The following is a 12,453-nucleotide window of genomic DNA, read 5'->3' on the forward strand; positions in this document are numbered from 1 at the left end:
TCCTAGGGCATGACGCTGCTAGCCAGCAGCTCCTTGAGGTCGTCGCCTTCGATCACCTCCTTTTCGAGGATCTTCTCGGAGATCGATTCGAGCAGCCCCCGGTTGTGGTTCAGGATCGCTAGCGCCTTGTTATGGGCGTTGTCGACTAAGGAGCGAACCTCCTTATCGATCGCTTGGGCCGTGGCGTCACTCACCACCCGGCGGGGGTTGTTGTTGCCACCAAGGAAGCGGCTGCCGCCCTGCTTGTCGTAGGCCAGGGGGCCGAGGGTTTCGCTCATGCCGAAGGTGCCCACCATCTGCTCGGCGATGTCGGTGGCGCGTTGCAGGTCGTTGGCGGCGCCGGTTGTGACCTCACCAAACACCACCTCTTCAGCGCTGCGGCCGCCAAGCAAGGTGGCAATTTGACCCTCGAGGTCTTCCTTGGAATTGAGGAAGCGCTCTTCGGTGGGCAGCTGCAGGGTGTAGCCCAGGGCGCTCATGCCGCGGGGCACGATCGAGATCTTGGCCACCTTGCTGCCGCCTGGCATTAGGTGTCCCACGATTGCGTGGCCGACTTCGTGATAGGCCACCACTTTTTTCTCATCGGGTTGCAGCACCCGGCTCTTCTTCTCCAGGCCAGCCACCACTCGTTCAATCGCCTCGTTGAGGTCGCCTTGCTCCACCTCGGTGCGATAGGAGCGGGCTGCAAGCAGGGCTGCTTCGTTCACGAGGTTTGCCAGGTCGGCGCCGGCAAAGCCGCTGGTGGCTTGGGCAATCTTGTCGAGATCGACGGCGCTGGAGAGCTTCACCTTCTTGGCGTAGATCTCCAGAATCAGCTTGCGACCGGATAGGTCGGGGCGATCCACCAGCACCTGGCGGTCGAAACGACCGGGCCGCAGCAGGGCGGCATCAAGGGTTTCGGGCTGGTTGGTTGCAGCCAGCACGATCACCGGCTTGTCCTGGCCGGCAAAGCCATCCATCTCCGTGAGCAGTTGGTTGAGGGTCTGCTCGCGTTCGTCGTTGCCGCCCACCACACCCATCGAGCCCGAACGGCTCTTACCGATGGCATCGAGCTCGTCGATAAAGATGATGCAAGGCGCTTTTTTCTTGGCTTCTTCGAATAGGTCGCGCACTCGCGCAGCGCCAGCACCCACGAACAGCTCCACGAATTCGGAGCCGGAAATGATGAAGAAGGCCACGCCTGCTTCACCTGCAACGGCCTTGGAGAGCAGGGTTTTGCCCGTGCCGGGAGGGCCTACCAGCAGCACACCTTTGGGAATGCGGGCGCCGATGGCGGCGTAGCGCTCGGGTTTTTTGAGGAAGTCAACGATCTCTGCCAGCTCGGCTTTGGCTTCATCCACGCCAGCTACGTCGGCAAAGGTGACCCGCGATTCCTCATCGGGCACGTAAACCTTGGCTTTGCTCTTGGTGAAGCTCAAAGCTCCCTGGGCGCCACCGCCCATCTGGCGGCGGGCGAAAAACTGCAGCACCAGGATGAAGATCAGCGGCGGCACCACCCAGCTCAAGGCGGTGGTGAAGAAGCTGGGCTTCTGGGGGGGCGCGGCGGCGAACTCAACCCCGTGCGACTCGAGCCGCTGAGGCAGATCCATGTCGAAGATCGGCGTGGTGGAGAGCACCGTGGGAGCACCCTCCTCTTCGGGCTCCTTTAGCTCGTAGCGGATCTGGTCTGAGGTGATGTAGGCCCGTTTGACGTTGCTGCCGTTCACCTGATCGATGAACAGGGAGTAGGGCACCCGCGGCACCTGGGCGGCTGGATTGGGCAGGAAGTTGCTGAACAGCAGCAGCACACCAAAACCGATCAACACCAGGTTGATGATTCCGAAGCGGCGGTTAGGGCGGTTGTCGTCCTGGCGGATCGCCATGGTGCGGCAGCCAAAGGTGCACCCAAACTAGGGCTGTGGTCCCCTGGTCGTTTCGGCGGCGGGTCGGGAGAACCGTACGAGGACCCATTCCAGCTATGTGTGGTCGCTATTCCCTCTGCGCTGGCTTCGATCGCCTGCAGCCCCGCTTGCAGGGCCCCCTGCCGCCCGGTCTGGCGGCCCACTACGCGCCGCGCTTGCAAGTGCTTCCCGGCGAACCCCTGCTGATCCAGCGCCAGGAAAATGGCCAGCTGCAGGTGGGGCTAGCCCTTTGGGGGCTGCTGCCCGACTGGGTCAAGGATCCCGCCATCGCCCACCGCTGCTTGCATGCCCGCGCCGAGACGGTGGCCTTCAAGCCCAGCTTTCGCGCCGCCTGGCGCCATCGCCGATGTTTGATTCCTGCTGATGCTTTTTGGGAGCAGGGCCAGTGGCTGCGGCGCCGCGATGGCGATCTGTTTTGGCTTGCCGGCCTCTGGGAGCGCTGGATCGGCCCCGATGGCAGCGAGCTCGACAGCTGCTGCGTGCTCACCACCGCCCCCAATGCTCTGATAGCGCCAATCCACCGGCGTATGCCGGTGGTGATTCCCAACGGCCTGGAGCAGGCCTGGCTTGAGCCCACCGATGGCCATGGCCTGCGGGCCCTCGAACCGCTGCTGCTGCCCTGGGATGGCGGCGACTGGCAGGCCGATGGGGCAGCGATGGCGCTAGACCAACCGCAGTTGGAACTGGACCTGTGAGCCTCGAGCGCCTCGATGCCTTTTTGGCGCATGCCCGCCAATCGCCTCAGCTGGCGACCCAGCTGGCGGAGCCCTTGGAGCTGCAGGACTTTCTGGAGCTGGCCCGCGGCGCTGGCTATGCCCTTGAGGAGGCTGATGTGATCGCCGCGCAGCAGCGGCAGGAGTCCAGCCTCAGCGATGCGGAGCTCCAGGAGCGGGCTGGCGCTGAAGGCCGGCGGTTGCGCAATTTCATCTACTCCTGATGGCAGCCCCTGAGCTGGTAGGCGCCTACCCCCGCCCCCCGGCCCTGGTTGAGAGCAGCCAGCTGGTGCGGGTTGAGGCCCTTGGCCAGCTTCTGGCCGAGAGCCGCCGCAGTTTGCGGGTGCTGGAAACCTTTCACCCACCCACCTACTACTTGCCGCCTGAGGCGGTGCGCCAGGAGCTGCTTGTGGCCAGTAGCGGCGCCAGTTTTTGCGAGTGGAAGGGGGTGGCGCGCTACTTCGATGTGGTGCTGGATGGCGGTGGCCAGGCCGAGCGCCGGCTGCGGCGGGCGGTGTGGACCTACCCCGAACCCACCGAGGCCTTTGCTGCTTTGGCCGGTTGGTTTGCGGTGTACCCGGCCTTGATGGACGGTTGCTGGCTGGATGGTGAACTCGTGCGGCCCCAGCCAGGCGGCTTCTACGGCGGCTGGATCACATCCCATGTGCAGGGGCCATTCAAGGGTGATCCCTTGCATCCGGAGCTCGTATGAGCAGCCTGGTGGGGAAGGGCATCGAGCCACCGGCCTGCTCCACCACCTCGCCGATCAACAGCAGGGCTTGCTGCCGCAGGGCCCAGGCAGCGTGGATATCGCTGCTGGCCGCGTAGCAGAGCAGGCGCAGCTGGAGGCTGGACTCGCCGTAGCCCACGAAGTGGGCTAGCTGATCCTTGGCCGGGTCTAGGCCGGGCAAGCTTGAGAGGCGCTGCTCCAGGTTTTGGGTGATCTTGGCGACGCGCTCCCGGTCTGCGTAGCTGAGGCCAAATTCGATCCAGATGCGGCGGTTGTCGATCTGGGCCAGGTTCAGGATTGCTTGGCTGGTGAACACCCCATTAGGCACGTAAATGCGCTGGCGTTCCGGATCGCGTAGCTCGGTGTAAAACCAGCCCACCTGCTCCACCGTGCCAAGCAAATTCAGGCCAGGCAGGTTGATGGTGTCGCCGAGCACGAAGGGGCGGTTGATGTAGAGGCTCAAGCCACTGAGGCCGTTTTCCACGATGGTGCGGGCGCCGAAGCCCAGGGCAGCTGCTCCAAACCCCCCTGCGGTGATCAGCACTCCCGCCGATACACCCAGCAGATCTAGGCCCATGACCAGCACCACCAGCAGGGCTGCTGTGGTCAGCAGCTTGTCGAGCACGTCGAATAGGAACAGCTGATCCTTGCTGGAGAGATGCGGTAGCAACTGGGCGGCGTAGTGCTCGGTGCGCTGTTTGAGTTCGCCGCGCCAGCGCAGCAGGGTCCAAATCACGCCGATGGTGAGCAGCAGATTGCGCACCTCCAGGCCCGCCAGCCACCAGCCCGCACTGCTGAGCAACACCGTGCCCGCCAGGCTGACTCGCCCGCTCAGTAGCAGGGCTTGCCCCAGGGAGCCGCTGCGGCAGCGCCTGCCGAGCCGGTCGAGCAGCAGCCAGGTGCCTAGGGCCAGCAACACTCCCGCCAGGGGAAGCTGCAGATCGAAGGGCAGTTTTGCGGCGATCATGGCTCCAGCTCTGCAGGTGAGCTGAGTTGCCAGAGCAGATCGCTGCCCAGGCGCTGGGGCGCTTGCGCCTGCCAGCTCCGCACCTGGGCCATAGCTGTGAAACCCAGCTCACCAAGGGGGGTGCGGGCCGGCTGGCCGCCCATCAGCTTCGGGGCGATCACGGCGGCCAGCTCCTGCACGCAGCCCTCGGCTAAAGCGGCGGCGGCCAGTTCGGGGCCGCATTCCCAGAGCACCTGGTTGCAGCCCCGCAGCGCCAAGGCCTCCAGCAGCAGTCGGGGGCTGCAGCCCTCGAGCTCCAGTCTGGGCACGCCCCGTTTATCCAGGGCGGCTGCGGCCGCGGCTGGAGCCTCTGGCCCATGCACCACCAGGGTGGCGGCGGCGCTCTGATCCCAGAGCTTGGCCTCGGCGGGGAGCTCCAGGCGGCGGCTGAGCACCACCCGCAGCGGCTCGGGTTGACGTTGGCCGCGGCTGGTGAGCAGGGGGTCGTCGGCGCGCACGGTGCCGCCGCCGACGATCACCGCATCGCAGCCGGCCCGCAGCTGGTGCACCCAAGCGCGGGCCTCGGGGCCACTGATCCACTGGCTGGCGCCGTTGCTCAGGGCGGTGCGGCCGTCGATTCCCATGGCCCACTTGAGGATGCCCAAGGGGCGGCCGCTGCTGATGCGGTGAATGAAGGCTCGGTTGAGGCAGCGGGCCTCGGCCTCGGCTACGCCGGTGATCACCTCGATGGCCGCGGCCCTCAGCTGGGCTAGGCCGCCCCCCGCCACTTGGGGGTTGGGATCGGCCATGGCCACCACCACCCGGGCGATGCCGGCGGCGATCACCGCCTGGCTGCAGGGGGGGGTGCGGCCGTGGTGGCAGCAGGGCTCCAGGGTTACCACCAGGGTGCCGCCGCGGGCCCGCTCGCCCGCCTGGGCCAGGGCGCCCACCTCGGCGTGGGGCTCGCCTGCCCGGGCGTGATAGCCCTCCCCCACCAGCGAGCCGCCGGCATCGAGCACCACCGCTCCCACCAGCGGGTTGGGGCTGGTGCGGCCGGCGCCCAGCTCAGCTAGCTGCAGGGCCCGTTGCATCCAGGGAAGCCAGGGCGCCGTGGAGTGCATCACTGGCTCATCCAGCAGCGCTGGGCAGGCTGCGCCATTCCGCCACCACAAATGGCGGCACCGGCAGCTCCACAAATACCCCCGGCAGCACCAGGCGCAGGGGCCGGTCTTGGTGCAGGTCGGCCAGCAGGGGAGCTAGATCAAACTCGGCGGCGGCGGCGCGGCCATCACCCGCTAGCTGGGGATTGGCCATGGTCACATCGGCCAGCTCCCAGCTGAAGTGACCGCTGCGCACCTGTAGGGAGGTGGGGTGGTCTAGCCGCACCTTGCCGGGATAGCCCACGATGCGCAGCTTCAGGGGGCCGCCCGGGGTACCTTCGCGGTAAGCGACCACCTGCCAGCTCTGGTAGTCGAGGTCGCGCAGGCTCTCGAGGCTGCGCACCACCGGGGTGCCGTTTTCGTCGTTGTGGGCGTGCACCAGGGCCTGGGCCGGGGTGGGCAGGCTCAGCCAGAGCCCTAGCGCCAGCAAGGGGGCCAGCAGCAGGGAAAGCAGGCGTTTCATGGTTGGCGCTCAGCGCCTGGAATCCCTTGCCAGTTGGTGTGGGTAGCCCAAAGGGCCCAGATCGCCATGGCGCGCAAGTAGTGGCAGGCCCGGAAGGTGTTCACGCCAGTGATCGCCTCGGGGGTGCGGAACTGCAGGCCGCCGCTATACACCTGCTCCACTACGGCGCCGGTGATGGCAAAGGCCGTGCTGGTTTCTCCCATTAGGCGGTAGTAGGCCGCCAGGCCGAAGTTGATGCCGGTCCACACCTCAAGGGGATGGGTGCCGTTGGGATCGAGCGGGGTGCCGTCGCGGCGCAGGCCGTTGGCTACCCCGAGCTTGCCGCCCTGGAAGCCCTCAAAGCACGACTCTTTAATCGCTTTAAGCGCACTGCTGGCGCGCTCATCAGCCACCACGGAGGGCAGTCCCAGCAGGCGGGCGTAGAAGTCGCCGCAGAGCTGGTCTGCCATCACCACCGGCGTGCCGCTCTCGGCATCGATTTTGTAAAACTCGCCGTTCCACAGCAGCAGATCGAAGTTGGCGCGCGACTGCTCCAGCCAGCCGCCCAGTAGGCGCTGTTCGCCACTGGTGTCTAGCCCTAGCTCCAGTTGCAGCTGCTGGGCGATCGCCAGCCCCGCCTCCAGGGCGGCGATCCAGAGGGCGCCGCAGTAGGCGCTGACGCCCTTGAGCGGCCAGTCGTCGAAGGTTTGGTCGGGGGCGCCGCCGTTGTCGGGCAGGCCGTCGTTGTTTACATCGAAGGTTTTGAGGTAGGTGAGGGCCTGGATAGCTGCCGGCCAGCACTCGGCCAGGAAGCCAAGGTCTGGGCCGCTGGGGGCGAGCTTGTAGGTGCGCCACACCTGCAGCACATAGTCGCTGGCTAGGTCTTTCCAGAGATTGCAGTCTTGGTAGGCGGTGTAATTGGTGGCCTCAAACGGCCGCTCGTTGGGGGCACCCAGATCGTGGGGGGTGGCACCGGCCAGTTTGCGGGCGGCCTCCACCCGGCCCTTGCCCTGGGTGAAATACCAGCCGATCGGCCGCAGGGTGGCATCGGCAGCGGGGATGGCGCGGGCGAAGCTGCGCAGCACGGCCTTGTCGAGCTCGGGCCAGAGCTGCAGCAGGGCAAAGGAGCCGTAAAGCCGCACGTCCAGGCTTTCGTACCAGGCGTAGTCGAGGCACTCGAGCACGCCAAACTGACCCACCGGATCGCCTGCAGCAGCGGCGGTCCAGAGGCTGCCGCCACTTGCTAGGTCGTAGAGCTCGTTGAACAGGGCCATCCGCAGCGGTTCGGGCAGATCGCTGCGCTCCAGCACCGGTTTTTGCCAGGCCTCGATCTGACTGCGCCAGTCGCGCCAGTCGCGCAGAGCCTCGGCGGCGATGGCGGCGGCGCTGGTGCCGCTGCTGCCGCCGGCCTCTCCGCCAAAAAAATCGGTGTAGCGGCGCAGGGCGCGGCTGCCGGTGGCGAAGGCCGTGACCGGCAGGTCCCAGCTGATTACCAGGGGGATTTCGATGCTGGCTCCCGGCTCAAGACAGCACTTCACCGCCAGGGCGGCGCTGGCAGGGTCGCTATCGCCACTGCGGCGGTCGTTGTTGCTGTCGGGGATCGAGCCGTCGCGGGCGAAGGGTTCCCACAGCTCAGCGCCACTGCCGCTGGGATCCCAACGGCTGCAGCGCTGCACCTCCAGGTGGTCGGCGGTGGCGATGCACCACTGGCCCTGGCCCTCGGCGAGGGGGGTGGCGCGCTCACCATCAAGCAGCACCCCCTTGAGCCCCGGTTGCTCCACCCAGGTGTTGCGGTGGCCCTTGCTGCGGCCGATCGCGGGCACATAGTTGTGCTCTGGGCTGCCGTCGTCTCGAAACTCGACTGCTGCTGTGGGGTCTGTGTTGGTGAACCAGCCCGTGGTGTTGCGCCAGCTGAGCAGCAGGGAGAGGTCGAGGGGCCGGTTGGTGGGGTTGGTGAGGGTCCAGACGAACACCGCCACCGGGTAACTGGTGCGCTGGTAGTCGCCCGGCAGGATCGGACTGAAGGCTTCGCAGCACACTTCGGCGGCAAAAATGCCCTCGTATTCGGTGCTGCTGATCGGGTAGCGGGCGGCGTAGGTGCCGGTGCGCCGCTTGGCGCTGCTGGCGGGATACCAGCTCCAGGCGCTCAGGGGTTCGCCGGCTGCGGGCCTGGAGGCATCGGCCTCAGGCTTCACCGCCAGGGCATGGGCGCGGCTCTGGTCGCCGTCGGTTTCAAACAGGGCGAACTGGCAGTCGGGCAAGTTGCCAAACCAATGCTCGCCGCCATCGAGGTGCCAGAGGTTGAAGGAGCCATCGGGGGCGCGGCCGATGCAGCCGGCGCCGAAGCCCCCTAAGGGCATGCCGTGGTTGGGGCCGTCGTCGAGGTTGCTGGCGTAGCGCACCGTGTAGGGCTGCTCCCAACCCAGGCCAAAGGCCCGGCTCCAGCTACTGCTGCCAGCGGTGGGAGCCCCGTTGCCCTTCAGCAGCGATGTGAGGGCTGAAAGGCCGAAGCGCGCCATGGGGCCAGAAAAGGTGCGCCCAGCTTGTCAGAGGTCGTTGGCGGGTGGGACTGGGCTTCCTGCCGGGGCTCAAACGGAAGTGGTGTGTGCAGAAGATGGCTGGAAGAAGCGGCGTTCGCAGGCTTCCAAAAAACTTTGAATGAAAACAGAAGGTGGCAGAGGTAGCTGTGCTTGAGTTGCAGCCTAAATTGTTTTTATGGGGCGCTCAAGTGGTCTTATTTTCACGCACAATAATGGGTTGAGGCTGTTTAATTCAATAAGGTGATATTGCTTCTTTCCTTGTGATTTTCCTGTTAATCAGTCGAGCTTCTGACCTGGGCCAAAGGGGCGAGTCTGATGGGGGTCAGATGATGCTTAGATCAGTGAGGCGACCCATGAAGCCAGTGATCTCGATGATCGAATCAGAGCTGCTGCTGAAGCCTGCTTGGTCATTGTTGAGCGCCACGAAGGTGCGGGTCGAGGCACCGCTACCGAGAGTGAAGGTGGCTGCCTGATTGGCCTTGAAGGTTACATTCGTAAGCACCTGACTTATGACATTTTGATTGAGGCGACTAACACTACCTAGTTGGCGCATATTGCCTTTGGAGACCGCTGTGGGGCCATCAAGGCGGTCGGTGCCGATCCTGAAATCAGTGATCCGATCAAATCCGCTCAGCAGAGACTGATTCAGGGCCGAATAGCGGAAGGTGTCGGTACCGCTCGCTCCCGTGAGCCTGTCAGCTCCGGCACCACCAATGATGATGTCATTGCCAGCACCTCCATTGATCGTGTCGTTGCCTGCGCCACCATTCAGGGTGTCGTTGCCTGCGCCACCGTTCAGGGTGACTGCCACATTGGCGGCAGTTTCGATACCGGCAGCGGTGACAGCGGTTTGGATGGCCGGTGCAGCACCGGTGATCAGGTCCACTGCTGTGGCGTTGACGGTGACAGTTGTCTTGCTGTCGAGGGTGTTCAGAGCAGCCGCATCAGCCTCAGTGTCATCCACCGTGACGGAGAAGGCATTGTTGGTTTCCCCGATCAGGCCACCGAGTGTGTCGAGGTCGGTTTCGGTTATTGGTGCTGTTACAACACCGGTGGTCTCTTGAGCGATCGCATTGGCTTGGTCCACGGTGGCCGAGCCGGAGGAGACGGTGGCGGCCACATCAGGAGCGGTGTTAATGCCAGGCGCTGTGATGGCGGTTTCGATGGGTGGTGCGGTGCCGTTGATTTCGCCGACCTGAGTTGCATCAACAGTGACTGTGGTTTTGCTGTCGAGGGTGTTCAGAGCAGCAGCATCGGCCGATGAATCAGTAACTGTGACGGAGAAGGCATTGTTGGTTTCCCCGATCAGGCCACCGAGTGTGTCGAGGTCGGTTTCGGTGATTGGTGCTGTTACAACACCGGTGGTCTCTTGAGCGATCGCATTGGCTTGGTCCACGGTGGCTGAGCCGGAGGAGACGGTGGCGGCCACATTGGCGGCAGTTTCGATACCGGCAGCGGTGACAGCGGTTTGGATGGCCGGTGCAGCACCGGTGATCAGGTCCACTTCTGTGGCGTTGACGGTGACAGTTGTCTTGCCGTCGAGGGTGTTCAGAGCAGCCGCGTCGGCCGATGAATCAGTAACCGTGACGGAGAAGGCGTTGTTGGTTTCCCCGATCAGGCCACCGAGTGTGTCGAGGTCGGTTTCGGTTATTGGTGCTGTTACAACACCGGTGGTCTCTTGAGCGATCGCATTGGCTTGGTCCACGGTGGCTGAGCCGGAGGAGACGGTGGCGGCCACATCAGGAGCGGTGTTAATGCCAGGCGCTGTGATGGCGGTTTCGATGGCTGCAGCATCACCGGTCAGAGTGATAACCCGGGTGGCATCAATCGCAGCTAAAATATTGCTATTGAGCTCATTGAGAATACGGGCGTCAATACTGGTAGCAGTGATGACGGTGGAGATGCTCTCCACCGCAGACACGAAGTCTGTGTTGCCCCCGAAGGAATCGGTGGAGGTGGCGTTGAGCCGGATGAACTTGCCGACGAAGGACTGGTCATCCGCGATGGAGAAGGAGCTGCCGGTGGCGTCGGTGATGTCGCTCCAATTAGAGGAGCCGTTGTCTGAAACCTGCCACTGATAGGAGAAGGAGGTGATCGGACCGTCTGGATCGGAGATATCGGCGGTGACAGCGGTGAGGGTGGCACCTTCTTCTGGGGTGCCGTCGATGGAGAGGGTGCCAGTGGCCTCCTCGTTGACGTCAGTGACGTTGACGGTGAAGGGCTGGGAGAAGGTGAGGTCGCCGTCAGTGGATTTAACGGTGACGGCATAGGAGTTTTTGAGCTCGAAGTTGGGGCTGGAGCCGATGAAGAAGAGCTCGCTGCCACGGATTTCGAAGCTGCTGGCATCGGTGCCCTCAAGTGTCAGGACGTTGTTGTTGCCGCTGGCATCGGGGTCGGTGAACGCATTGTTGCCAATTGAGGTGACGCTGTTGGGGATGGTGATGGACACGAGGGCGTTGTTGTTGCCGCTGGCATCGGGGTCTGTGATGTTCAGGTCGCCGATTTTGACGCCGGAGCTGGTGTCGGTGTTCTCGGCGATGGAGTTAGCCGAGAGTGAGATAGCGGTTGGTGCCTCGTTGACGTCAGTGACGTTGACGGTGAAGGGCTGGGAGAAGGTGAGGTCGCCGTCAGTGGATTTAACGGTGACGGCATAGGAGTTTTTGAGCTCGAAGTTGGGGCTGGAGCCGATGAAGAAGAGCTCGCTGCCACGGATTTCGAAGCTGCTGGCATCGGTGCCCTCAAGTGTCAGGACGTTGTTGTTGCCGCTGTCATCGGGGTCGGTGAACGCATTGTTGCCAATTGAGGTGATGCTGTTGGGGATGGTGATAGGCCCGAGGGCGTTGTTGTTGCCGCTGGCATCGGGGTCTGTGATGTTCAGGTCGCCGATTTTGACGCCGGTGCCGATGATGGTGTTCTCGGCGATGGAGTTAGCCGAGAGGCTGATAGCGGTTGGTGCCTCGTTGACGTCAGTGACGGCAATGGAGAAGGTTTCTGTGTTCTCGGAGCCGTCAGAGCTGACGGCCTTGACGGTGATGGAGTGGCTGTTGGCGGCCTCGAAATCGAGAGCAGCGGCAACTTTCACCACACCGTTGGCATCGACGGAGAAGAGCCCGCCAGCGCTGTTGGTGAGGCTGTAAGTGGTGATGCTGGCGCCGGAGTCTGCGTCAGTGGCGAAGGCGGTGATGCCGACGGCCGTGCCAATGGCGTCATTTTCTGCCACAGAGTTGGCATCGGGGTTGTTGTCGCTCAGCACAACGGGGTTGTCATTTAATAATGTTGGCAAAGGAATATCAGTTGCTTGGATCGCAGTGTCGGTAGAGATGTCATAGCCAAAACTGCCGTTGGGTAAGGCACTGCCGGTCGACTGATCGATCCCACTTGTAATAAGTCCGATGCGCTCGTAGTTGAAGCTCAGGCTGGATTGAGTTGTGCCACCGCCCGAGCTGAAGGAGTTGCTCGACACAATCACGTCGCCCAGGCGTAGGTCGTAGACCACGACTGGTGACCCGCCACCTCCGGCGCCACCTGTTGTCACGCCTTGAACTTGGATCGAGCGGAATTGTGTATCGTTAACGAGATCGCTGAGTAGAGCGGCAGAGACACCAGTGAGCGAAACCGAGAGCTCCGAGAACAAAGGATCGCTGGCTTCTCTAAAGGGAGGGGAGCTAACGCTAACGCCTGCACCAAATTGGAGCGCGTCGATTTCAAACCAACCTCGGTGATTTCTTTCGTTCGAGCCGCCGTTGAGGCCGTCAATCAACAGATAATATTTCGTGGCGGTGGCGGATTGGAGCCTGCTCGACGCCCCAACGGTTGGCAAAGGAATATCGGTTGCTTGGATCGCAGTGTCGGCAGAGATGTCATAGCCAAAACTACCGTTGGGCACGGAACTGCCGGTCGACTGATCGATCCCACTTGTAATAAGTCCGATGCTTCCGTAGTTGAAGCTCAGGCTGGATTGAGTTGTGCCACCGCCCGAGCTGAAGGAGTTGCCAGACACAATCACGTCACCCAGACGTAA

General features: G+C 63.5%; 9 protein-coding genes. 3 read left to right on the plus strand and 6 right to left on the minus strand.

Annotation, left to right across the window (positions count from 1 at the left end):
• Nucleotides 1-2: 2 nt before the first annotated feature.
• Nucleotides 3-1,862 carry an ATP-dependent zinc metalloprotease FtsH gene (ftsH, locus tag KBY73_RS13060; protein ID WP_254937505.1) on the minus strand — a complete coding sequence of 620 codons (1,860 nt, stop codon included), beginning with the start codon at nt 1,860-1,862 and terminating at the stop codon, nt 3-5.
• 95 nt (nt 1,863-1,957) lie between these two features.
• Between ftsH and KBY73_RS13065 the strand changes: the two genes are divergently transcribed.
• From KBY73_RS13065 to KBY73_RS13075, 3 genes are read left to right on the plus strand one after another with little or no spacing between them, the layout of a single operon-like run.
• The gene (locus KBY73_RS13065) at nt 1,958-2,596 is read left to right on the plus strand and encodes an SOS response-associated peptidase (protein ID WP_254937506.1); all 639 of its coding nucleotides are present in this window, start codon (nt 1,958-1,960) and stop codon (nt 2,594-2,596) included.
• Nucleotides 2,593-2,838 carry a Nif11-like leader peptide family RiPP precursor gene (locus KBY73_RS13070; RefSeq protein ID WP_106502241.1) on the plus strand — a complete coding sequence of 82 codons (246 nt, stop codon included), beginning with the start codon at nt 2,593-2,595 and terminating at the stop codon, nt 2,836-2,838. Before KBY73_RS13065 ends, KBY73_RS13070 begins: the two co-directional genes overlap by 4 nt.
• A complete protein-coding gene (locus KBY73_RS13075; RefSeq protein ID WP_254937507.1) occupies nt 2,838-3,326 on the plus strand; it encodes a DUF427 domain-containing protein in 489 nt (162 codons plus the stop codon). Before KBY73_RS13070 ends, KBY73_RS13075 begins: the two co-directional genes overlap by 1 nt.
• On the opposite strand, the gene KBY73_RS13080 is transcribed toward KBY73_RS13075, so the two are convergent.
• The 5 genes from KBY73_RS13080 to KBY73_RS15090 all read right to left on the minus strand — a co-directional run bounded on the left by KBY73_RS13080 (nt 3,292) and on the right by KBY73_RS15090 (nt 12,438).
• Nucleotides 3,292-4,311, minus strand: a complete 1,020-nt coding sequence (locus KBY73_RS13080; RefSeq protein WP_254937508.1) for a mechanosensitive ion channel family protein — start codon at nt 4,309-4,311, stop codon at nt 3,292-3,294. The genes KBY73_RS13075 and KBY73_RS13080 overlap by 35 nt on opposite strands.
• Nucleotides 4,308-5,411, minus strand: coding sequence for a bifunctional diaminohydroxyphosphoribosylaminopyrimidine deaminase/5-amino-6-(5-phosphoribosylamino)uracil reductase RibD (gene ribD, locus KBY73_RS13085; protein ID WP_254937509.1), 1,104 nt, complete (start codon nt 5,409-5,411; stop codon nt 4,308-4,310). The genes KBY73_RS13080 and ribD overlap by 4 nt, the downstream gene beginning before the upstream one ends.
• 7 nt (nt 5,412-5,418) lie before the next feature.
• Complete coding sequence (locus KBY73_RS13090) at nt 5,419-5,913, minus strand: DUF3122 domain-containing protein (RefSeq protein WP_254937510.1); 495 nt, start codon at nt 5,911-5,913, stop codon at nt 5,419-5,421.
• Nucleotides 5,910-8,411 (minus strand): GH116 family glycosyl hydrolase, encoded by a 2,502-nt coding sequence (locus tag KBY73_RS13095; protein ID WP_254937511.1) that lies wholly within the window; start codon nt 8,409-8,411, stop codon nt 5,910-5,912. The genes KBY73_RS13090 and KBY73_RS13095 overlap by 4 nt, the downstream gene beginning before the upstream one ends.
• A gap of 343 nt (nt 8,412-8,754) precedes the next feature.
• Nucleotides 8,755-12,438, minus strand: a complete 3,684-nt coding sequence (locus KBY73_RS15090) for a bluetail domain-containing putative surface protein (RefSeq protein WP_315858441.1) — start codon at nt 12,436-12,438, stop codon at nt 8,755-8,757.
• Between the last annotated feature and the right edge of the window lie 15 nt (nt 12,439-12,453).

Origin of the sequence: Cyanobium sp. Tous-M-B4, from assembly GCF_024345395.1 — a bacterium.
Lineage (GTDB): Bacteria > Cyanobacteriota > Cyanobacteriia > PCC-6307 > Cyanobiaceae > Cyanobium_A.